This window comes from Paraburkholderia fungorum, assembly GCF_046027605.1.
Lineage (GTDB): Bacteria > Pseudomonadota > Gammaproteobacteria > Burkholderiales > Burkholderiaceae > Paraburkholderia > Paraburkholderia fungorum_F.
The window spans coordinates 1-22,177 of record NZ_JAQQEF010000050.1 but is presented as its reverse complement, the minus strand read 5'-3'; the positions used below and the strand labels follow the sequence as shown (position 1 = coordinate 22,177).

Sequence of the window (22,177 nt, the reverse complement as noted above, 5' to 3'; positions counted from 1 at the left end):
CTCGCGAGACCCTGCGTCAGCGTGGCGAGCGACCAGCCGACGAGAGACAGTGCATAGGCGAGGCGCGAGCCGAGAATGTCGGTCAGTACACCGCCGGGCACGAGAGCAATGGAATAGGCAAGGCCGAATGCCGCAAACAGCTCGCCCATTTGCATCTTGTTGAGCGCCAGGGTCTTCGAGAGGCCCGGGGCAACGATGCCCAGCGCCGACCGGTCCACAAAATTGAGGATGGTCGCCACGAGCAACATCGAGAGCACGACATACCGCACCCTGGAGCGTTTCGCGGTATCCACGTAAGCCGGGTTTGGCGCCGGTAATGTTTGTTCTTCTACGACTTTCATCGGTGTCTCCAGAATATCAGCCTGTTGTTCTTTTATATCTGGCGAAAGGGCGTTATCCGCGGCCGATGAAAGGCATGGTGGTCGCCATGATGGTCATGTTGAGAACATTGGCCTCGAGCGGAAGACTGGCCATATGCACGACCGCATTCGCTACGTGCGTCACGTCCATTCTTGCTTCGGGTGCCGTGCTTCCATTCGCTTGCAGTACGCCGCAGTTCATGCGTTCCGTGAGTGATGTGGCCGCGTTGCCGATATCGATCTGGCTGCAGGCGATGTTGAATGCGCGTCCGTCCAGCGCGATCGATTTAGTGATGCCGGTGACGGCGTGTTTTGTTGCCGTGTAGGCGATGATACGCGGCCTCGGCGAGTGGGCTGAGATCGAGCCGTTGTTGATGATCCGTCCGCCTTGGGGCGACTGTGCTTTCATCAAGCGATAAGCAGCCCGAGCGCACAGGAAGACGCCGGTCAGATTGGTGGCCACGACATCGTTCCAGAAATCCACCTCATAGTCTTCCAGGGGGACGGCCCCCGCGTTGCGGCCCGCGTTGTTAAAGAGCACGTCGAGCCGGCCGAATGTCTCGGCGATCTGCGAAAACGCGTGCTCGACCGATGTTGCGTCGGCAACGTCGGCCGGGAATACCTGCGCTTGTCCGCCGGCAATGCCGATTACCTCCTTCGTTTCCAGCAGAGGCTCGGCTCGGCGCCCGACCAGCGCGACGGCGAATCCAGCGTTGGCGAGCGCCACGGCGGCGGCTCGGCCAATGCCGGAGCCGGCGCCGGTAACGGCTGCGAATTTCTTCGATGCGGGCATTTCACTTCCTCTCGACAATTCAGTTGAACACGAGAAAGAGAGTTGCATTCGCGCCATGCGTCGAGCAATCTTGATTCATTGAATCAACATCTGAGGGCTTGGCCGGCGGAGATCGCACCAGGGTTTTCCTGATGCGTGCGTTGCCGGCAGCGGACGAACGAGGGGCATGGAAAAAGACGGATTACAACGCGCAGGGTACGCGGGGGACGAATAAGGGGCGAATCAATTTCGAGGCGTTGATTCATCCAATCAACATTGATGGTCCTGTCTGCGGTTTCGTAGTCCCTCGACGTCTGTCTATCAAAGGAAAAAACCATGTCTGAAACGCACCAGACCGTTGATTGTTGCACATGGCCGCGCTGTCCTCGACGGTCAAGGTCATTGCGAGTGCGGGCTTTGGTCGCATGGACGTGGCTGACAACGCTTCGCGGCTAAAATGTATAACCGCGGGGTTAAGGCGCGGAGGAGTCCATGGGTCTAAAGGGAGATATTGACGAAGTTGCCATAGCTTGGCGTAAGGCCTCTTTGGTCCAAAAAGCGTGGCTTATCCTGTCCGGATTTTTCGCTGTCAGCGCAGTTGCTTCAGTGTCAGAAGAGGTCGCGAAGCGGAAAGGCTCTATTAATGACGGAGTTGAGTTTTATAGAGATTTAATTTCCAGTCCGCTTCAGGTGCATTTGCTTCCTTTGATTGGACTGCATCTCCCTCGGCATGATGTAGATACATTCATAGTTGGTTCACTTATGTGCAGTAGCTACTTGCGAGCAACCCATATAATCGCCAGGCAAGTTATCTCGACCCCAGGCGAGCACAACTTGCGGGCGACCGGCTTGTGACGTTCGACAAGCTATGAAAATCGTCAACGATCGCTGCTCATTCCCCCAACATTACTCGCGGAAGCTTCGACTCTGCCCAACAGATGCGGCAGGCTCTCGAGAAAAATCTCTACGTTTTCACTCGAACTCGCGCAACTTCTCGTGCAATATTTCGACCCGCTGTAGATGGTTGCTGCCTCGCTCGAGCAGACGTTCGGCAACCAGTGAGCAGATCAGATTGACCACCGCAGTCATGCCGACATTGCTGTCGAACAGCATCAGGCCATCCGTGTGGCAACGGATCACCCAGCGCGCCAATCGCGCCGGCTTCCCAGCAATGACATCCGACATATACACAATCGGTACGCCGGCCTCGACGAGTGCAGCTGCGGCAAGACCGACCGCCGGGACACGGCGCCGCAAGCCGACGATGATCGCGACATCCTTCGCGGCCAGGTCGCCGAGATATTCGCTCATGGTGTCGCCCGGCGCAGGCAACAACATCACGTCGGAGCGCACCTGAATCAGTTCGCGCCTGATCATCGTGGCCACTGTATGACTATGCCGGTACCCGATGATCACCACGCGCCTCGCGTGCGCAACTGCCTCGACCACCTCGCTCAGCATCCGCGTGTCGAGCGACCGGTACGTGTTCGCCAAATTCTCGACCTCATGCTGCAAATGCGCCTGAATCACGTCGTCGAGTTTCGTACTGGCATTCTTGCGGCCCCGATCCTGTAGATACAACGGCGACCCGCCGACCTGTGCCGCGCGCGCAATCGCACGCGCGTCGTCATAAGACGCATATCCGAGCTTCTGAAAAAAACGCGTCGCGGTCGCTTTCGACACCTGCGCAGTCGCCGCTAGTTCCGTGGCGGTTTGCATCGCCAATTGCCCAGGCGCACTCAGGATGACATCTCCCAACCGCTGATCGATCTCGGACAGTTCGTCATAGCATTCGGCGATGCGACTCTCGATTGACTGCGGTGTGCGCTTTTCCTGCTTCGTTTGAGCTTTTGACATGTCGATGCTTGTGAGTAAATGGAGTGCCCGCCGTGGTGCAATGCCGGCACCGCGAACGTGCATCGGGGCTCTCTCGCACGCAGCAGGTGCAGTCAGGCGGTATCTGTCGATAACGTCATTATAAATCGGACCGTGGAATGTGAAATGTGTGTTTCTCGCAAACCACTGTAGAAACACTTGTTTTTTATGGTTAACTTGTGAAACCTACGTTTCTCACGTCGGGTTGGCATGGATCATGCATTTGGGAGGCGTCGTCCACCTCTCAATGTGAGCTCACTGATGTTAAAACATCGCCTCTCCAGCATTGTCCTCGCCGCGTTGTTTCCGTTCGGCGCAATAGTCCACTCGGTAGCCGCGAACGCCGATACGCTCGACGACATCAAGAGTCGTGGCACGATGACCATCGCGATCGATCCGACCTTCGCACCGTACGAATACACCGACGCCAACAACAACATCGTCGGATTCGATCCGGCCGTTATGGCTGCGGTCGCGAAACATCTGGGCGTAAAAATCGAATATCAGCGCATGGCATTCAGCGGGATCATCCCGGGCTTGCTCGCGCATTCGTTCGATGTCGAAGGTTCCGCGCTGAACGTAACCGCCGAACGTGCAAAGCGTCTCGCTTTCATAGTGCCGACCAGCAAGACCGTAAACGGTGCTCTGGTGCGCGCCGATTTCAAAAAGATTCCGCAGCAAGCCACCATCGAGTCTCTCGCCGGTTTGACAGCCGCGGTCAAGAGCGCGAGCGCCCCCGAACAGATCCTCAAGCAGTTCAACGAGACGCTGAAGGCCAAAGGTCTTGCACCGATCCAGCTGATCAGCGTGGATAGCGTCGATCAGACAGTGGCTGCATTGATGACACGCCGCGCCGATTTCGTGTTCGACGATATGACCGTGCTCGCGGGTGTCGTTAAACAGAATCCGGGCAAGCTGAAATCAACCGGTGAGTTCGGACCGTCGCAATGGATTGCCTGGGCGACCCGCCCGGACGATACGCGTCTGAACAAGGCAATCAGCGACCAGATCCTCGCAATGAAAAAGTCCGGCGAACTCGCACGCCTGCAAAAAGCCAACCTGGGCGTGACCTTCGATACGCCGACAGCCGATTTCATCCCCGCGCAGTAAATCGAGCAGACCGAATCAGATGACAGATCCAGTACAGACTCTCACCGTCAAGGCAGGACACGGACGTACCTTCGAAGTGAAGGCGGGCCAACGGTTGACCATCATGGACGTCGAAGGTCAGCAAGCCGCCGACTTCGTCGCGGTAGTCAACTCGAACCATGGCGAGAAGCTGTCGCCGACGCATACGCGCCGCCAGCTTCGGACGCTGTTTTTCAACGTCGGCGACGCGCTGTATTCGTCGCTGGGGCGCCCGTTGTTGCGGGTAGTTGAAGACACCGTCGGCATTCACGATGCCAACGTGCCCGCCTGCGACGACACGCGTTTCACGGTCGATTTCAACGTGACCGGGCATCGCAACTGCCTCGACAACATGCACGCTGGTCTGGCGCTGTACGGGCTGTCGCCGTTCGATGTGCCCGAGCCGTTCAACCTGTTTCAGAACGGCCCGGTCACGCAGGATTGCCGGATGCAGGTGACCGATCCGACCAGCAGGCCCGGCGACTACATCACGTTCGACGTGCTCGAAGATCTGGTGTGCGCAGTGTCGTCGTGTCCGCAGGACATCATTCCCGGCAACGGCCTGAAGGTGACCGATATCGCCATTTCAATCCTGCCCGCGACGCCTGTCGCCGCCTGAACGGACTCAACATGCTGCTTCTCAAAGAACCGCCTTCGCGCGCACCGCTGCCTCCGCAAACCATCGCCGTGACTGCGGGTGAATCGCGTGCGATCGACGTCAAGGCAGGCCAGATCCTGCGTATCGAGGCGAAAGAGCCGGGCGCGGTTGCGTCCATGTTCGGCTTCAGCCGGACCAACGACGACGTGTACATGTCGGTTCATCACACGCGCGTGTTCAGCAATTCGTACGTGCTGCAGGCGGGCATGCGGATCGTCAGCAATCGCCGTCGCGCGCTGATGGTGCTCGGTAAGGATTCGAGCGGCAAACACGATCTGCTGCTCCCGGCATCGACAACCGCGTATCTCGCGGCCCAAGGCTACGCGGGACAGACCGGCTGCGTCGAATCGGTCGGCGCGGTGATTCAATCGCTGGGCCTGAAGCCGCCAAAAATGCCCGACCCGATCAACCTTTTCATGCACGTGGCGTTGCATCAGGATGGCCGTATCGAACCGCTGCCCAACGTAACGCGAGCTGGCGATTTCGTCGCGTGCCGGGTGGTGTCGGACATGGTATTCATTGTGTCGGCCTGCTGCACCGGCATTCCCGGCAACGACGCGCCAGGTGCGCTCGAACTGTCGGCGCTCGAAGAACTCGACCAACTCTGATTCCGGGAATCCGCCGTGATGGGCTTTGACCCGCAAGTGATCCACAGCCTGCCGACACTCATCGACGGCTGGCTGCTGACTGTGGAACTGACGTTGTTCGGCGCAACCGGCAGTCTCGTGTTTGGCCATCTTGCGCTCGCGATGCAACTGACACGCGTCGCGCCGTTGCGCTGGGCCGCGCGGCTCTATATCAGCTTCATGCGCGGCACCCCCGCTCTCGTGCAACTGTTCATGCTGTTTTTCGCGTTGCCGCTGATTGGGCTGGGCGGCCGTCCGCTGCTGGCGGCCGCGCTCACGCTCGGCCTGAATAGCGGCGCTTACACGGCGGAAATCCTGCGAGGCAATCTGCGTGTGATCACGCCTGGCCAGTACGAAGCCGCGATTGCGCTCGGTATGGCGCCGTGGCGCATCGCGTTGAGAATCACGCTGCCGCAGATGCTGAAGGCCAGCCTGCCCGCACTCATCAGCGAATTCACGATCCTGTTGAAAACTACGCCGCTCGCGTCGGTCGTCGCCGTCACCGAACTGACGTACGCGGGACAGATGGTGATCGCGCGAACCTACACGTCGACGCAAGTGATGCTGCTGGTCAGCGTTGGCTATCTGGCGGTCGCGTTGCCGGTCATCTATGCCGCGCGCCGCGCACAGCGTTCGCCGCGCGAACCCAGCGTCAAGCGGGTTGCGCCGGGAGTCGCGCGATGACCTTCGATCTCAGCGTTCTGTCCGGCTACTGGCCGGCGCTTGCAGCAGGACTCGGCAGCACGGTCTGGTTGTGTGCGGCCGGCTCAGTGATGTCGGGCGTGCTCGGCATGCTGCTGACGGTCGGCCAGCGACGCGGCGGTCCGTGGCTGGCCGCGGTGATTCGTGGCTACACGGCATTGACGCTTGGCTTGCCGCTGCTCGTGCTGCTGTATGTCATGTTCTTCGTATTGCCGGATTTCGGTGTGCTGCTGCCTGCGCCGCTGGTCGGCACGGTCACGCTGGCGGTCTATTACGGTCCGTACGTCGCAGAAGTGATTCAGGCTGCTGTTGCCGCCGTGCCCGTTGGAACCGTCGAAGCGGGAGTTGCGATCGGCATGTCGCCGGTTGCGATCGCGCGCCGCATCATCGCACCGCAAGCGTTGCCGCTGCTGCTGCCCACGCTGACGGGTCTGCTGATCGGCCTTGTCAAGGATTCCGCATTGCTATCGGTGATCTCCGTGCACGAATTCATGTTTGCCGCGAAGGCCGTCGTGTCAGACACCTATGCGCCCCTCGAAGTCTATTTCGTCGTCGCAATGGTCTACTGGGCCGCGACGTCCGTCATCCACTTTTCGACCCGTCATTGGGAGCGCCGTCTCGGCCGCGCCCATCGGGTCGCCCGGCCCAGGTGATCAGCATGAACTTATCCGACAGTACGCCGCCCGTAGCGTTGAAGGCGAGCGGTATCGTCAAATCATTCGGTACGAACCGCATACTCGACGGCGTCGATCTGACCGTAGCACGCGGCGAAACGGTCTGCGTTCTCGGTCCGTCAGGCTCCGGAAAATCGACGCTGCTGCGCTGCCTGAACTGGCTTTCACCGCCCGACGAAGGCGCCGTCTGGATCGGCGACCAGCGGATCGGCTTGCGCGAGAACCCGAATGGCGCGACGAGCCCACGTCCTGAGCGCGAGATACGCGCGCAGCGCAGCCGCATCGGCATGGTGTTTCAGAGTTTCAATCTGTGGCCGCATATGACGGTGCTCGAAAACGTAATGGAAGGATTGCTGTCGGTCAAACGGATGAACCATCTCGCCGCCACTGATCTCGCCGTCGAAGCGCTGCGCCAGGTCGGCCTGGGCGGCAAGCACACGTCGATGCCAGCGAACCTGTCGGGCGGCCAGCAGCAGCGTGTCGGCATTGCCCGCACGCTCGCGATGGCGCCGGAAGTCATCCTGTTCGACGAGCCGACCAGCGCGCTCGATCCCGAACTGGTCGGCGAAGTGCTGGCCGTGATGCGCGGACTCGCCGAGAACGATACGACGATGATTGTCGTCACGCATGAAATCGGCTTTGCACGTGATGTCGCAGACCGCGTGATTTTCATGGACGGCGGACACATCGTCGAACAGGGGCTGCCCGCACAGGTACTCGCCACGCCGTCGTCGCCGCGACTTCAACAATTTCTCTACCGCTTTACCCCGGAAAATTCACGCTCATGAGCTATACAGATCAACCCGCAGTAACCGTTCCCGCCGGCCACGGCAAAGCAGTCCGACTGAAAGCGGGGCAGGCCGTACGCGTCATCAATACCCACGGCACGCAAGTCGTGGACTGCTGGGCCTGGAACGCGTACGACCTGAACGAATACATGTGCATGGAGACCACGCGCGTCTGGAACCAGCGGCTCAATCCGGTGGTTGGAGACAGCTTCGTGACCAACCAGCGTAATCCGGTGCTGACCGTCGTGGAGGACACGACCCCCGGCGTCCATGACACCTTCATGGCGGCCTGCGATCGCAAACGCTATGAACTGCTCGGCGTGCGCGGCTATCACCGCAACTGTTGCGACAACATGTTTGAAGGGATGTTCGAACTCGGTGTAACCCCGCCGTGCCAGAACCTCGCTTCGTTCAATATCTTCATGAATATTCGCGTGCAACCGGACGGCATCACGCTGCATACGTTGCCTACCGTCACGAAGCCTGGTGAATACATCACGCTACGCGCCGAGATGGATTGCTTCGTTGCGTTTTCCGCGTGTCCGCAGGATATCGTCAAAATTCAGGGGCAGGGCGACAACACGCCGAAACCGGTTGACATTGCCGTGCTCGACGACTTCGCCTCCCATCTGCAAGGTACGCAATCGTGGGTTCCGGACGCCTGAGCGTTCATCATTTCAACAATCCCGGATAGACGCTCACACACATGGCCATTCCCACTTTCGACCCGAACGCGCCAGCCTTCACGCGTACGGGCATCAATCTCGCAGACCCACGTCTCGGCGCACAAGCAGTGTTAACCAGTGACGATTTTTTCGCGCCAATGGCTCGCATGCTGAATCCGGAGCCGGCCGTGTTCATTCCCGGCAAATACGATGACAACGGCAAATGGATGGACGGCTGGGAATCGCGTCGCAAGCGCGTGACCGGCCACGATTTCTGTATCGTCAAGCTCGGCGCAGCGGGCGAACTGATGGGCGTCGATATCGATACGAGCCATTTCACCGGCAACTTTCCTCCGGCTGCATCGATAGACGCGTGCCGCTCGGATGACGACATCCCATCCGCCGACGCGCAATGGACCGAAGTGATCTCCGCGACGGCATTGAGCGGCAACGCGCATCACTTTCGAGCAATCGAAGCGGCCGAGGGCGCGGTCTACACGCACGTACGCCTGAATATTTACCCGGACGGCGGCGTCGCGCGATTGCGCGTGTTCGGACGGCCGCATCGCGAACTCGCGCCCGACGCAGAACTCGATCTTGCGTCAGCGATGAATGGTGCGCGGATGGTCGCGGCGAACAACCAGCATTACGGCCTCGCGTCAAATCTGCTTTTGCCCACGCGCGCGGCCGACATGGGCGAAGGCTGGGAAACCCGCCGACGTCGCGAACCGGGCGGTGACTGGTGCGTCGTCGAACTTGCGGTGCCGGGCGAAATCAGCAGGATCGATATCGATACCGCGCATTTCAAAGGCAATTTCGCGGACCGTTGCTCGCTGCAAGGCGCATTCGTTACGGCAGGCACCGACGAATCGCTCATTACCCAGTCGATGTTCTGGCCCGTGTTGCTCGACGAGCAGAAGCTGGAAATGGACTGCTTGCATTCGTTCACGCCTGAACGGACCATGCAGGTTACCCATGTGCGCTTCAACATTCTGCCGGACGGAGGGGTGTCGCGACTTCGCCTGGTCGGGCGCGCAGCGGGTTGATCCAAACCGCCTGACCGATGTGCGGTTGGCCCTGAGGAGTGGCCGGTCGTGTTGGCCTTCTCCCGACAGCATGGGCGTCGTCGTTTCAGGCAAGTTGAGGCAGCCGGGCGCCCATACGTCCTAAATAGTTGCACCGTATAGCACGGGTTATATGGCACGCGTAGCGCTACCTCACCAGTTAGTCTTGCTGCTGAGATGCCAGACGTTCGCTGGCGGCGCATTCAACCACACTGTTTTGATGCGGTGCCAACGCAAACCTATAGGGGCGACGAACGGGACGCGCGGTTGATACGTGAACTGCACAAGACGTCGAGCCCGGTCCGCGTAAAGGAGTTCGGCGAAGGCCGCAACAGTCGGTTCGACAACACCAGACGAAAGCGAACGAAACGGCAGTCCGGAGACGATAAGCGTCTTCGCTGGCAGGTCTTGCAGGACCGCAACGTTCTGATGAAACGCACCGCCGACCACATGCGCCTGAGGAAACCGTTCTCGCAGTTCGGTGGCCAATTGATCTCCGAGCTCGAATACGATCAGCCGCGCTGATGGGTGCCGGCGCACGAGAGATTCCGTCATGACGCCGGTGCCGGCGCCCACCTCGACGATTGCCTCGAACGACTCGACACCGTCCGCCATGGCGTCGGCAAGACAGCGCGACGAGGGAGCCACTGCACCTACGGTTGCAGGGGCTTTTAACCACTGTTTGAAGAAACTCAGGCTCATGTGAGGAAACACGACGCTCGACGGTCTACGGATCTATCCGTGTCGTGATGCAATTGCGGAGACCGTGTCGAGGATATCAGGTAGTGGTTAACATGAGACGGACACGGACATTACAAGTTTGCCATGCTTTTGAAACTGATCGACAGCAACAGCGATGGCACGGCGAGCAACGGCGAGTTCCTCAACTTTGAAACTGCAATGGTCGCTGCGGAGAAACCCGCGTCGTGAAACACGTGTCGGCGCGCCAGCGTCTGGGCGGCCGCCAGCCTGAAGTGCATCCGGTTATGCTGTAGCATGAACGGCAGTCGAGTAACCTGCACGGGCAGTCGAGTAACCTGCACGCTTAGTCTCGCAAGGGAGCGAGCCTTATTGGGGATCTGTGCCATGCCGGGAAGTTATGTTGTTTCCTTCAACCTCCAAGTGATGTCGAGCGGATCGTGAGTACGACGCGCTGGATATATAGCCCCGGGAGTCGCGAGTCCATCGTCGAGTACGGATCATGGTCAGGTGGGGCTGTACCGTCACTGAAACCGCACTTTCACCGTGAGGCTCAAATGACTGCGGTCCTGCGGGGGAGTCGCGCTCTTCGCGTTAGTACGCGCGTTGTTTTTGTGCGAGCCGGGCAATGCCTCCTGATTCCCGGCGGACTGGTCCATCATGGTTTGCCGCTGTTCGATGCATCGACGTGCTGCATCAACGCGTACAGCCAACGGATCGATCTTGGCGGCGATGTGACGATTGTCGACTTTGAGCGTCCGGTCGACGACATAGTCGCGCCAGAGCAATTCTTTGCTCTGATCGAAGAGAAATTCCGCGACGGGGCGTCGAGCACTCAGCGTAACGCGCGGACCGGTTTGCATCTGATCGAGGCCGGGCTGGCCCAGGGATCCATGGCCGAGATCGCGAACCGCCTCGACGTCAGTCGCGAACATTTCAGTCGTAGTTTCCGGCGCGCCGCTGGTATGGCACCTCAAGCCTACCGCACCGTGCACCGCCTCAATGAAGGTCGAATGCGTCTGGGCACTGCCGATTCCATTGCGGGCATTGCGAGTGACTTGGGCTTTGCCGACCAGAGTCATTTCGGTCGCTTGTTTCGACAGATATTTGGCGTCACGCCGCTTACCTATCGGCGTGCCATGCGCTGATCACAAACGTTCCAGACTTGTGCGCTCATTGAGCGCACAGTGCCGCGGTTAGACAGCTGCGGATGTGAACGATGACGACGACTACGGAACTCCTGCTGATCGCCGGTATCGCCGGCGGAATGGTCAATGCGCTGGCGGGTGGCGCGACCCTGATTACCTTTCCCGCGATGCTTGCCGCTGGGCTACCGCCCGTCGTTGCCAACGCGTCGAACGCGGTAGCCATCGCGCCGGGACATTTGATCGCCGCGCTCGTCGACCGGAGGCAACTTCCACGTTTCGACAGTTCGCTGATGCTGGCGGTCGCGATGTCGGCAGGTGGTGGCCTGGCAGGCGCGCTATTGCTGCTGGTCCTTCCTGAGCGTCTAATTATTCTTCCGTTACCCGCCTTGATAGGGGGTGCCACGTTGCTCTTCGTGGCCGCGCCCCGTCTTCAGGTTTGGGCACTGAAGCGTCAAACGGAAAGGGGCTCCCCACATGTCGGCGCGCTGTTTGCGCTCGCTGGCGCTTCGATATACGGTGGATTTTTTGGCGCGGGCCTCGGCATTCTCCTGACTGCCATGCTCGCCATCTTCAATGCGGGCGAACTGCGTGCGATCAAGGCGCTGAAGAATCTTCTAGCAACGAGTGTCAGCGTCGCCGCTACGGCGCTGTTCATTGTGCGGGGAATCGTTGCCTGGCAGCAGACCGTCGTCATGTTAACAGGCGCACTCGCAGGAGGGTACGCGGGAGGACTTCTGATCCGTACGATGCCTGCAGGCATCGTACGTTCGATCGTGATCGCTGCAGGTGCCCTTATGACAATTATCTACGCTTACCGGTACTGGTTTTGAGTTCAACGTGGTCACGTTGCCGGGACGGTCGTCCAGAATCGAGCGATGCGCTAGCTGACGGCACCTTTGCCGAACGATGACAGGTTCGTCATTAACTGATAGCGATCAGGTTTAGGGTGTACGGAGTCAGAGGCAGTCAGTATTCGTTGGCAGCCGTTTCGCGGACGGTCTGAACGATAGTCGTCTTCATGCGGAAAAACGCGTCGCTGTCTCTGAGCGCGAGGGTGCGCGTACTTCCCAACTGTGAGGTCACGTCGATGTCCTCGATCACCCGCGCGGGACGGCGTGAAAATACGATGATCCTGTCGGCAAGAAAAACGGCTTCTTCGACATCGTGCGTGACAAAAATGACCGTGCGCGACTCCTCGCTCTGAATGCGGCGGAGCTCCACCTGGAGTTGCTCGCGCCGTTGCGCGTCGAGCGCGCCGAACGGCTCGTCCATCAACAGTACTTCGGAACCCGCAGCCAGCGTGCGGGCGATCGCCACGCGCTGACGCATGCCACCGGAGATCCGGTTCGGATAAGCGCTGGCGAATTCCTGCAGTCCGACGAGGCGCAGATAGTGATCGGTGCGCCTGCGCTTTTCCTCCTTGCTCAGATCGGGGCGGTAACGCATGCCGAAGGCCACGTTCTGGTCGACGGTCAGCCAGGGAAACGACGAGTACGATTGAAACACCATGCCGCGCCGCTGATCAGGCTTGCCGACCGGCTCGCCTTCCAGCCGGATCTCGCCAGCGCTCGGTGTGTCGAGGCCGCCCGACATGCGCATGAGCGTCGTTTTGCCGCAGCCGGACGGGCCGAGAAAGACGACGAACTGACCGCGAGGGATGGTCAGATGAAACGGCGTATCCACGACGGGCAATTCGCCAAAGCGTTTGGTGACGCCGTCAAAGACCAGGTACTCGGTTGTGCGGATGTTCATCAATCAGTGCTCCGGATGTAGCGGAATAGTCGCCGATGCAGTGCGCGAATGGCCTGGTCGCTGACGAGCCCGATGATGCCGATCACGAACACGCCGGCCATCACCCGATCAGTTTGCATGTAGCGGCGCGCGTTCCAGATTACGAAGCCGAGGCCGCTGTCTGAGGCGACGATTTCGGCAATGATCAGATAGGTCCAGCACCAGCCGAGCGTAATGCGCAGATTGTCCACGAGGTTGGGCAGCATCGATCGCCACGCGACATCCACCAGAATCTGGAACGGGCGCGCGCCGAGCGTGCGCGCGATCTCGATGTATTCGTTGGGCACGCGGTTCGCATCGTCGACCACTAGCAGCACGAGCTGAAAAAACGTTCCGAGCCACAGCAGGAAAATCTTGGTTTCCTCGCCCACGCCGAACCAGATGATGCTGATCGGCACTAGCGCAGGCGTCGGCAGATAGCGGATGAAATCCACCATCGGTTCGAGTGCCGCGTTCACCGGACGATAGCTGCTCATCAAAAGACCAGTGGGGATCGCCATGACCGCCGACAACGCGAACGCAGCGAGAATCCGCCCGATCGAGATCAATGCGTTGCCGGCGATCTGCCCTTCGCGATTCATGGTCCAGAGGCTTTGTGCGATCTCGATCGGCGACGGCAGAAAGGTCGGATCGATCCAGCCGTTCCATGACGATACCTGCCACGCAAGCAGCACGGAAAAACTGGCGCCGAGGCCGACGAGAACGTTGGCCCGGCGACTGATACTTCCGCGAAAGGCGAAAGCGTTGGCAAGCGGCTTGGTCACTTGAGATCGTTAGCCGAAATGGATTGCAAAGCCGAACCGTCGAACGAGCCGGCTGCCGAAAGAGTGTGGTCCGATGCACCGTTCGCGAGGTTCAGCTGCATCAGCGTATCGAAGGTTTTGTACAGCGAGCCGGGCTTGCCGGCAGCCCCCAAATAATGCCTGGCCATATCGATCGACGTATAGCTGAGGCTGCCGTCGATGCTAGCCTGAAACTCCTTGTCGCTCAAATTAAAGTGAGGGGCGGCAAGGTGAATAAAGTCCGCCGGCCTGGTGTTGTAATAAGCGATTGCCTTGTACACGCCGATCAGGAAGTTCCTGTAAGCGGTCGGATCGGCTTTTAGCTTCGACTGGTTCACGATGATGGCGTCGACGATCGTACCCGGGTAGCTGGCCGACGAAACCAGGATGTGCGCGCCGCGTTTTTTGTCGACCGTGACCGCCTTGTTCATGAATGGCTGGAAGGTACCGATCGCCGCCACGCTCGGGTCCGAGAATACCGATAGCGCGTCGGATCCCGCCGTCTGCTTAACGCTCATGTCCTTGTAGCTGAGTCCGGCTTTTTTCAGCTCGAGTTGCAGCAGGAGATAGGCGGGAATGTCCGTTTCCATGGCCACCACCTTACCCTTCAGATCGCTGACCTTCCTGATCGAACCATCCGCGACCACGCCGTCTCCGCCGTTGGACTCGTCAATGGTGCCGATCATGACGCCCGGCGTCGAAGGGCTGCGCGGGCGGCGCTGATAGTCGTCGACCGTGCGCATGTCCACTTCGATGTCGCCGTGGGCGATGCCTGCGAGCGCATCCGCCTGCTCGTCGTCGAACTTCACGGAGACGTTTAGGCCCAGCTTCTTGAAGTAACCCAAATCGTTCGCCACGAAGACGGGGGCGAATCCCGACCAGTTGTTGCAGATCACGCGGATCGTTTTGTCTTCCGCGTGCGCGGCCTGGGCGGCCGACACCAGGCCCAATCCAATCAGGGCGGCAGTCGCTGCGAGCTTACATTTTAAATGGTGTGACATTCGATGTACCCCTAATCAATGTTGAACGTGATTGAATGTGCGAAACAGAAGGACAAAAAAATCAAATTGGTTTAGGGCCTGCGTCCCCGACCCAACGATTCATACGGACATCGACATCGAGCGTCTTCTGATACATCGCGCGATAGTGCGGCAGCCATTCGGCGGCTTCGCGCATCAAGGTCTCGCGCTGATGGCTGGCCTCGGCCATGATCGTGCGGGCTTCCTGCCGGAGTGCTTTTTCATCGATGGTCAGCAGCTTGCCGTCCTGCATGACCACGCGTCCGGCGACCATCGTCATCGCCACCGCACGGCTCGCATCCGCGTACACGAGTTGGCGAGCAAGATCGTTGAGCGGGGTGAATGGCAGCGTGTCGAGATCGAGCATGACCAGATCGGCCTGGTAGCCCGGCGCGATGCGCCCGAGCCGGTCGGCCTGACGCATGGCGGTCGCGCCACCTTCGAACATGCAGCGCAGGATCTCACCGGCCACGGGCCAGCGATCGGGATCGGGGTCCCCAATCGTATGGATGAGCGCGGCTGTCTTCATTACAGACCACATGTTGACCGCATCGTCCGCGATGATTTCGTCCGAGCCGAGCGCGATGGCAACACCGGCCTGCGCAAGCCGACGGAACGGCATGACGCCGCTGCCCAGACGCAGGTTGCTGATCGGATTGTGGATGACCTGCGCGCGGGCTTTGGCAAGTAGGCCGATATCCGTGTCGTCGATCCACACCGCGTGGATGACATTCATTCGCTCGGAAAGGAGGGCGAGGTCGTCGACGTACTGAATGAGCGAGCGGCCATTCAGGCACACTTCGCCGAACACTCGCTGCAGACGGGTCTCCAGCATGTGAATATAGAACGGCAGGTCGTGTGCGGAGCTCAATTCGTCGAGCGAGCGAAGATAGTCGACGCTCACGCGTTGTGGGGCCGAACAGGAGACCGCGGCACGCAACCGGCCGCCGTCATGCTCGTGCCAGGTGTCGATCAGATAGCGGTAGTGGCGCAGTAAGTCGTCTGCCTCCATCGCGGCGGGCGCTTCGAGCCGGCCTCTGAGTTCCGCTGGAACGAGTTCACCGAGAAAGGGAAGCTTGGCGATTTCGGGGAGGTTTGGCTGGTCGAGCGCGACGGTTGCCCGAATGCCGATGTCTCGGTACGCACCCATCACCGCGTCGATTTCTGCGTGGCTCGGTGCTGGCAGGAAGAAGGCGTCATCCTGGACCGCGGTGACGCCCAGCTTTAGCATTTCCGCGGCGCCTAGTTGCGTGCGCACGTAGGCGGCGCGGGCGGACACCGCTGCATCGGGCGTGCTCGGCACCTCATAGAGCATGAAGAGTTCGAGCGGCAGGCTATCCAGCGCGCCTTTGAGAAAGTTGGTCGGCGAATGGAAGTGAGCGTTGATCAGCCCGGGCATCACGATCTGGCCGGTTCCATCGATCACGATGTGCTGATTGACGATGCCTCGGGACACGCCCGGTCCGATCGCGCTGATCGTTCCATTCTCAATGACGATATCCGCGCATGCCCATTGCGGGTTCGCAGGATCCATTGTCAGGATGCAGACATTCTTGATGACGGTGAGCGGGGCTGCACCGGCGCGTGGATGGGCCGAAATAGCGTTTACCGGCCCAACAGGGTTGTCGCGCATCGCGATCACCTCTTGCTGGACGGGCACGCCAACCCGATATCCTCTATGACGAACGAGGAGCGCTTCCTTCAACGGTTTCGACCTTAAAGGAAAGTTATTTTGTCGTCAACGCCTCGGAGCATTCACTGAATGGACGTTGATATCTGACTGACTCTAAGGTCTTGGCTGGGCTCACCGGTCGTCCTCGCCGCGACGGTGCGACCTCAAGCAGGTTCCGGCATTCGGCGAGTCCGGTTTGGCAGCGCCGGTTGCTGAGGAACCCGTAGTGACAGATACGCTGCAGTCCGTGAGAGCGAGCAAGATCAAACCTGCCTTACGCGTTATGTTGCCGGTATCTCTCATTGCTCGTTCTCGGATCAATCACGCGGCCTCATCGACAGATCCAGGGGGACGGGAACCGGCTCCCGGCGCGACAAATGTGACGGACAGGCCTTTCGCCGCTTCGGATCGCCATTTGCGCCGTGCGCTCATATGCAGGATGCCGTTCGACCGTTCTCCCGAAGAGTTGTTCCGTACTTCGCCTGCTTTCAACTGAGCGACGTGATCACTCTTTGGTAGACAGCTCGGTGAAAGCATCCATCACGCGTCCCGAGTAAGCGAGCGCTGCGCCAGCATTCATCGCAACGGCTACTCCGAGCGCTTCCACGATTTCTTCGCGGCTCGTGCCAAGCTCAATGGCCTTCTTGGTATGGTTGGCTATGCAGCCGTCGCATCGTGTGGTTATGGCAACAGCCAGCGAAATTAACTCCCGCGTTTTCGCATCGAGATGGCCTGTCTCTGATCCTGCGGCGTGCAGCGTTCGATAGCCGCTCATGGTTGCGGGGCTTAGGTCCGAGAACTCCTTCATGCTTCGCCCCATCTTGGGAATCAAGGATTTCCAGTCTAAAAGCATTACAGTTACCTTTTGAGTGAAAGCGATTTTTGAAACGATCGAGTCGTTCCCGGGCCACGATCCTCACCTGGCGCCGGCTGTTGAAGAGGCTTTGACGATGTCCGGGCCCAACGATAGTCGAGCAGTTTTCTGTCATCGATACAGCGCGATTCACGGCGGCCCGATAAATGGAAGTGTTCCGGGCGCAGCGTGCCACGCGTTCGCGACATCTTACTTGCCCGCGCCGACGGGCTGGATAGTCGGCCGGCCGCACCTAAAGAGGCTTTGTCGCGTTAATCCTGCTGACTGCGACCATCAACGAACTACCTGTATCAACTCAGTCTGCCTGCGGTCGCAGACGCCGACAATCAGAATGGGGCGTCGAACACTGCCACGTGCACAACGTTTTCGGCCGCCGGATCGAGATTACGCGTCATTACGAGTCGCGCGCATTCATTCCGCGTGGTCTCGATAAATTGTCAGCCGGTGCATGGAATATTCGCAGCGTCCTGGTTGTTCTGTTTTGGGAAGGCGACTGCGGGCATGGCCGGAAGTCCGAGCGCATCGATTCACGAATTGTGGAATAGATCGCGAGGCTGCGCTGTTCTATGAACGTGGACGATGCTTGCGGTATTACGAAAGTCCATCGCGGACCGGCCGGTCCTCATCACACGACCGCGTCGAATCCCTGAAACCTTATAGACATCGAAGGAACAAGCGCATGGCAAGGAGACAGAGCAGTCAAAAATTCATTGCGCGGAATCGGGCGCCACGCGTACAGATCGAGTACGACGTGGAGCTGTACGGCGCGCAAAAGAAAGTACAAATCCCATTTGTAATGGGCGTGATGTCGGATCTGTCCGGCGCGAATGCCGGCAATCTCGCACCAATTGAAGAGCGCAAGGCAGTGGAGATCGACGTCGACAACTTCGACAGCCGTATGCAGTCGATGAAGCCGCGCCGCGCGCCATTGCGTCGGCCACCAAGGCCTCCCTCTTTTCCAGTTGGCGCGCCTTGGCGAGCGGGCCGACCTGCGTGCCCGGCTGCATGCCGTCACCCACCTTGAGCGTGCGTACCGCGCTCACGAAGTGTTCGACGAACTCGTCGTACACGCCGCGCTGGATCAGAAAGCGTGTCGAGGAGATACAGATCTGTCCGGTGCCGCGAAACCGGTTGACTGAGTCACAGCCAGAACGCCTTCACCTTCCTCGACCGTCTGATTGTCTCCGTCGAACAACCTTGCTTCGATGATCAACCGCATGGCTTGTTCCTACCGTTGCGAGACCTATCAGCCTACTCCAGACGAAACCGATGTCGCCGGCGGAAGCACGAGCGGCCCTCCATTGGGACCTCCCGAGCGTCTGCACGCTCTCGTCTACTGGCGCTGCGCCGGAAGTCGACCGTCTTTCCTGCATGGTCAACTGCACGGTAAAGATAGAGCCATTTGCCACGGCCTTTCACTTATGTTTCGTCGACTCTCCATGAACGCCCCTCCGGAAAGCCTTAATCGAAATGTTCGCACCGTGTTGTCGCGTTTCCGGCACCGTCCTGGGGCGTTTTAAGCAAAAGCTAAAGAAGTTCTTCAACTAGTCGATAGCGTGATCAGGGGCTTTTCCCGCCGTCGGACCTGACCCAGGTCCGACGTTCCCCGCACGGAGAAACGCAGTGAAACGTCTGGCTTGCCGCACCCGGGACGAAAGCTTCGCGATCGAGCGACAGCGCCCATGAAACGCAACCTGTTCTTCCGGTTTCTCGGACGTCTTCGCGTCGGCCGCAAGCTTCTGCTGATCTATCTGCTCGACCTGAGCGCAGTGCTGTACATCAGCGGCATCCTGATCCACGAGAAGTACATCGCGATTGACTTCTCCGACAAGGAGCTGACCGGCAATGCCTACGTCGCGGCCGTGCATGACGCGCTTATCGACTTCGCACTCGCGGGCGCCGGGCAGCCGCAGACTGCGGCCCAATTGCAGCGCACTGCCAGCAGACTCGCCGATGCCGAGCGCCGCTTTGGCGCGAACATGCAGAGCGCCGGGATCAATGCACAGGTGCTCGATGCACTTGCAGCCAGCTCGGCGCCGCATGCGAGCGCAGCGACGGTCGACCGAGGCCTTGAAGCGACGCGCGCACTGGTGACGCGGGTCGGCAACCAGTCGAACCTGATTCTGGATCCGGATCTCGACAGCTACTATTCGATGTCGCTGTCGATCCTGCGCTATCCGGAACTGCTCGGCGACGTCAACCGGATCGGCCGCCACCTGCACGATGCGGGCGCGAGTTTTCGCGCCGCACGGATGAGCCGCGACGAGATGCGTACCCGCTACCTCGTGCTGGAAGGGCAGCTCGACGCAGTATTGCAAGGGCTGCGCTCCGACTATGCGGAAGCTTCGGTCGCGAACGGCACACTGACCGGCACGATCGGACCACCGGTCGGGCGATTGCTCGCCGCGATCGACGCGTATCGCCGTGTGGCTGGCGCCGCCGTCGACGCCGGCCCGGATGCTGTCACGCTGGCCGCGCTCGATGCCGCTCAGCAGCGCGTGGTGATGAGCGTAAGCGACGCGTGGAGTGTGACCGGCAATCAGCTCGAAAGACTTCTGCATGAGCGCGTGCGCGGCCTCTTTGAGCGGATGTGGCTGCACCTCGGAACAGCACTCTTCCTGCTGTGCGCGATCCTGAGCATGGTGTACTTCGTCGCGCAGCAGATCTCACGGCCCCTGCGCCGGCTCGCGCGCGTGATGGATACCGTGCGCCGCACAGGTGACCACTCTCTGCGCGCCAACTGGCATAGCCAGGACGAGATCGGCCAGCTCGTGCAAGGCTTCAACGACATGCTGGCGCAGCTCGCCCGCGAGCGCGACGTGCAGAAGGAGCTTGAGGCGACAGCGCGCGCGTCAGCCGCGCAATACGCTCTCGTAGAGGCGACCCCAGTGCCGATGGTCGTCACAGCGATCCCTGGGCACGAGGTGCTGCACGCGAACGGGCCGGCGCTTTCCTGGCTCAATGGCTGCATGGTCGACCCATGGGGCTTCGGTCTCGACTCGGAGGTGCGCGCGCGTTTCTTCCAACAACTCTCCGACCGCGATGCTGTAGACGAATTCGAGGTGCGCTGGAAGGCCGGCAGCGAACCCACCTGGGCCATGCTGTCGGCGCGGCGCCTGGACTTCCAGGGGCGCGACGCCGTGTTGACAGCATTCACCCCAATCAACCAGATCAAGCTGATGGAGCAGCGCCTCGAGTTATGGGGCAAGGTGTTCGAGGCGTCATCCGAGGCGATTCTGATTCTGGATGCGCAACGACGGCTCGTGACTGCCAACGCATCGTTCTATCGTGCGACAGGATATCGCTCCGACGACGTGGCGGGCAAGGCGCCCGCTTTCCTCTTCGGAGCGCAGGAGCAAGGCGACATTTTTCCGGCCGTTATCGATTCCGTCGATCGCCTGAGCGCATGGCATGGCGAAGCGCATGTGCGGCGGCGTGCAGGCAGCGACTATCCGGCGTGGCTTATGGTGAGCGCCGTGCGCGACCGGCGTGCGAACCTGTCGCACTATATCTGCACGTTGATCGACATCACGGACCGCAAGAAGAACGAGGCCCGCATCCAGTTCCTCGCCGAGCATGACGTGCTGACGGAACTGCCGAACCGCGAGCTGTTCGTGAAGCGCCTTGGCGTCGTACTCGGCAATGCGCGTCGCACGGGGCAGCGCGTCGCGGTGCTGTTCATCGATCTGGACCGCTTCAAGAACATCAACGATTCGCTGGGCCATCACATCGGCGACAACCTGCTGCGCTCGGTCTCGCGGCGCCTCCTGCAGGCCGTGCGCAGCAACGACACGGTCAGCCGCCTCGGCGGAGACGAGTTCACGGTGATCCTCAACGGCGTCAGCAACGCGGCAGACGTCACCCGCACGATCGAGGAGCGTCTACTGCCGCTCGTGCGCCAGCCGCACGAGCTCGGCGGCGTCGCGCTGCCGGTGTCGTGCAGTGTCGGCGTGGCACTTTTCCCCGACGACGGCGAGGACATCGAGACCCTGATGCAGAACGCTGACGCGGCGATGTATCAGGCGAAGGGCGCGGGACGTAACCTCGTCAAGTTCTTCGCGCCCGACATGGCCGAACGCGCGCGTTACCGATTGACGCTCGAAGCGTGCCTGCGCACCGCGATCGCGATGCACGAGTTCCGGCTCGAATACCAGCCGTGTGTCGATGCGCACACGGGTGAACTGATCGCTGTTGAAGGGCTGCTGCGCTGGAACAGCCCGCAGATCGGCACGGTGTCGCCCGTGCAGTTTATTCCGGTCGCTGAAGAGACGCAGCTCATCATTCCAATCGGCGCCTGGGTGATAGACCAAGCCTGCCAGCAGGTCGCCGCGTGGGACGCAGAAGGGCTCATGCAGCTGCGCGTCTCGATCAACCTGTCGGCGATCCAGCTGCGCGATGCAGACCTGATCGGCACGCTCACAGACAGTCTCGCACGGTATGGAGTCGCTCCCGAGCGGCTCGAACTCGAGATCACCGAGACAGTGCTGATGGACAATGCGGAGAACTATCTCACCACGATCAACGCGATTCGCAAGCTTGGAGTCAAGCTTTCCCTCGACGATTTCGGTATCGGTTACTCAAGCCTCAGCTATCTGAACCGATTTCCGCTTGATCGCCTCAAGATCGATCGTGCGTTCGTGCAAGGCATGCTCGATGCACCGGCCGACCTCGCCATCATCCGGGCAATCATCGAGCTCGGCCACGAGCTGGGACTGCGGGTGCTCGCCGAGGGCGTCGAGAGCGAGCATCAGGCTCAGATCCTACGCACCATCGGTTGCGACGAATTGCAGGGTTTCCTGTTCTCGAAGGCCTTGTCGCCTGCCGATTTGTGGTCCTGGCGTACCGCGCGCATGGCGGCGTGAGCGGCACGGTACTTTTTTC

At 60.2% G+C, this 22,177-nt stretch carries 20 protein-coding genes and 4 pseudogenes; 12 read left to right on the top strand and 12 right to left on the bottom strand.

Going from position 1 to position 22,177, the window contains the following annotated elements:
• The 3 genes from PQR53_RS37895 to PQR53_RS37885 form a co-directional block, all read right to left on the bottom strand.
• On the bottom strand, positions 1-341 hold a 341-nt coding region (locus PQR53_RS37895), incomplete at its 3' end, for an MFS transporter (RefSeq protein WP_408465575.1).
• 52 nt (positions 342-393) lie between these two features.
• Complete coding sequence (locus PQR53_RS37890; RefSeq protein WP_408465573.1) at positions 394-1,152, bottom strand: SDR family oxidoreductase; 759 nt, start codon at positions 1,150-1,152, stop codon at positions 394-396.
• Positions 1,153-2,103: 951 nt separating this feature from the next.
• Entirely contained in the window at positions 2,104-2,988 is an 885-nt protein-coding gene (locus PQR53_RS37885; protein WP_408465571.1) for a MurR/RpiR family transcriptional regulator, read from the bottom strand.
• Positions 2,989-3,267: 279 nt separating this feature from the next.
• On the opposite strand from PQR53_RS37885, the gene PQR53_RS37880 reads away from it, so the two are divergent.
• Genes PQR53_RS37880 through alc form a run of 8 tightly spaced genes read left to right on the top strand, consistent with a single transcriptional unit; the run spans position 3,268 to position 9,293 of the window.
• Complete coding sequence (locus tag PQR53_RS37880) at positions 3,268-4,116, top strand: transporter substrate-binding domain-containing protein (RefSeq protein WP_408465569.1); 849 nt, start codon at positions 3,268-3,270, stop codon at positions 4,114-4,116.
• 19 nt (positions 4,117-4,135) lie between these two features.
• Positions 4,136-4,753: a DUF1989 domain-containing protein gene (locus PQR53_RS37875; protein WP_408465568.1), complete on the top strand. Its 618-nt coding sequence runs from the start codon at positions 4,136-4,138 to the stop codon at positions 4,751-4,753.
• Positions 4,754-4,764: 11 nt separating this feature from the next.
• Positions 4,765-5,400, top strand: coding sequence for an urea carboxylase-associated family protein (locus PQR53_RS37870; RefSeq protein ID WP_408465566.1), 636 nt, complete (start codon positions 4,765-4,767; stop codon positions 5,398-5,400).
• Between the two features lie 18 nt (positions 5,401-5,418).
• Positions 5,419-6,102 (top strand): amino acid ABC transporter permease, encoded by a 684-nt coding sequence (locus PQR53_RS37865; RefSeq protein ID WP_408465579.1) that lies wholly within the window; start codon positions 5,419-5,421, stop codon positions 6,100-6,102.
• Positions 6,099-6,773 (top strand): amino acid ABC transporter permease, encoded by a 675-nt coding sequence (locus PQR53_RS37860; RefSeq protein ID WP_408465564.1) that lies wholly within the window; start codon positions 6,099-6,101, stop codon positions 6,771-6,773. The genes PQR53_RS37865 and PQR53_RS37860 overlap by 4 nt, the downstream gene beginning before the upstream one ends.
• A 5-nt stretch (positions 6,774-6,778) precedes the next feature.
• Positions 6,779-7,582, top strand: coding sequence for an amino acid ABC transporter ATP-binding protein (locus PQR53_RS37855; protein WP_408465562.1), 804 nt, complete (start codon positions 6,779-6,781; stop codon positions 7,580-7,582).
• Positions 7,579-8,247, top strand: a complete 669-nt coding sequence (locus PQR53_RS37850; protein WP_408465560.1) for a DUF1989 domain-containing protein — start codon at positions 7,579-7,581, stop codon at positions 8,245-8,247. Before PQR53_RS37855 ends, PQR53_RS37850 begins: the two co-directional genes overlap by 4 nt.
• 41 nt (positions 8,248-8,288) lie before the next feature.
• Positions 8,289-9,293, top strand: coding sequence for an allantoicase (gene alc, locus PQR53_RS37845; RefSeq protein WP_408465558.1), 1,005 nt, complete (start codon positions 8,289-8,291; stop codon positions 9,291-9,293).
• 171 nt (positions 9,294-9,464) lie between these two features.
• Here alc and PQR53_RS37840 read toward each other — a convergent pair whose 3' ends face one another.
• The gene (locus PQR53_RS37840; RefSeq protein WP_408465556.1) at positions 9,465-10,013 is read right to left on the bottom strand and encodes a class I SAM-dependent methyltransferase; all 549 of its coding nucleotides are present in this window, start codon (positions 10,011-10,013) and stop codon (positions 9,465-9,467) included.
• Between the two features lie 554 nt (positions 10,014-10,567).
• On the opposite strand from PQR53_RS37840, the gene PQR53_RS37835 reads away from it, so the two are divergent.
• Positions 10,568-11,158 carry a helix-turn-helix transcriptional regulator gene (locus PQR53_RS37835; protein WP_408465554.1) on the top strand — a complete coding sequence of 197 codons (591 nt, stop codon included), beginning with the start codon at positions 10,568-10,570 and terminating at the stop codon, positions 11,156-11,158.
• 71 nt (positions 11,159-11,229) lie between these two features.
• Positions 11,230-11,988, top strand: coding sequence for a sulfite exporter TauE/SafE family protein (locus PQR53_RS37830; protein ID WP_408465552.1), 759 nt, complete (start codon positions 11,230-11,232; stop codon positions 11,986-11,988).
• Positions 11,989-12,124: 136 nt separating this feature from the next.
• Here the strand turns inward: PQR53_RS37830 and PQR53_RS37825 are convergent, their stop codons facing one another.
• The 6 genes and pseudogenes from PQR53_RS37825 to PQR53_RS37805 all read right to left on the bottom strand — a co-directional run bounded on the left by PQR53_RS37825 (position 12,125) and on the right by PQR53_RS37805 (position 17,275).
• Positions 12,125-12,910 (bottom strand): ABC transporter ATP-binding protein, encoded by a 786-nt coding sequence (locus tag PQR53_RS37825; RefSeq protein ID WP_408465550.1) that lies wholly within the window; start codon positions 12,908-12,910, stop codon positions 12,125-12,127.
• Complete coding sequence (locus tag PQR53_RS37820) at positions 12,910-13,713, bottom strand: ABC transporter permease (protein WP_408465548.1); 804 nt, start codon at positions 13,711-13,713, stop codon at positions 12,910-12,912. Before PQR53_RS37820 ends, PQR53_RS37825 begins: the two co-directional genes overlap by 1 nt.
• Positions 13,710-14,672, bottom strand: a complete 963-nt coding sequence (locus PQR53_RS37815; RefSeq protein ID WP_408465547.1) for an ABC transporter substrate-binding protein — start codon at positions 14,670-14,672, stop codon at positions 13,710-13,712. The genes PQR53_RS37820 and PQR53_RS37815 overlap by 4 nt, the downstream gene beginning before the upstream one ends.
• A 121-nt stretch (positions 14,673-14,793) precedes the next feature.
• Positions 14,794-16,383, bottom strand: coding sequence for an amidohydrolase family protein (locus tag PQR53_RS37810; protein WP_408465577.1), 1,590 nt, complete (start codon positions 16,381-16,383; stop codon positions 14,794-14,796).
• Positions 16,384-16,535: 152 nt separating this feature from the next.
• A pseudogene (locus PQR53_RS38965) lies at positions 16,536-16,669 on the bottom strand (IS91 family transposase); the annotation flags it as partial.
• 258 nt (positions 16,670-16,927) lie between these two features.
• The gene (locus PQR53_RS37805; RefSeq protein WP_408465545.1) at positions 16,928-17,275 is read right to left on the bottom strand and encodes a carboxymuconolactone decarboxylase family protein; all 348 of its coding nucleotides are present in this window, start codon (positions 17,273-17,275) and stop codon (positions 16,928-16,930) included.
• A gap of 700 nt (positions 17,276-17,975) precedes the next feature.
• Between PQR53_RS37805 and PQR53_RS37800 the strand changes: the two are divergent.
• Positions 17,976-18,221 (top strand): annotated as a pseudogene (locus PQR53_RS37800) (type VI secretion system contractile sheath small subunit); the annotation flags it as partial.
• Here the strand turns inward: PQR53_RS37800 and PQR53_RS37795 are convergent.
• Positions 18,211-18,435, bottom strand: a pseudogene (locus PQR53_RS37795) (aldehyde dehydrogenase family protein); the annotation flags it as partial. The pseudogenes PQR53_RS37800 and PQR53_RS37795 sit on opposite strands and share 11 nt — an antisense overlap.
• Positions 18,436-18,616: 181 nt before the next feature.
• Positions 18,617-18,739 (bottom strand): annotated as a pseudogene (locus PQR53_RS37790) (DDE-type integrase/transposase/recombinase); the annotation flags it as partial.
• A 239-nt stretch (positions 18,740-18,978) separates the two neighbouring features.
• On the opposite strand from PQR53_RS37790, the gene PQR53_RS37785 reads away from it, so the two are divergent.
• Complete coding sequence (locus PQR53_RS37785; protein ID WP_408465543.1) at positions 18,979-22,158, top strand: bifunctional diguanylate cyclase/phosphodiesterase; 3,180 nt, start codon at positions 18,979-18,981, stop codon at positions 22,156-22,158.
• The last annotated feature ends 19 nt before the right edge of the window (positions 22,159-22,177 follow it).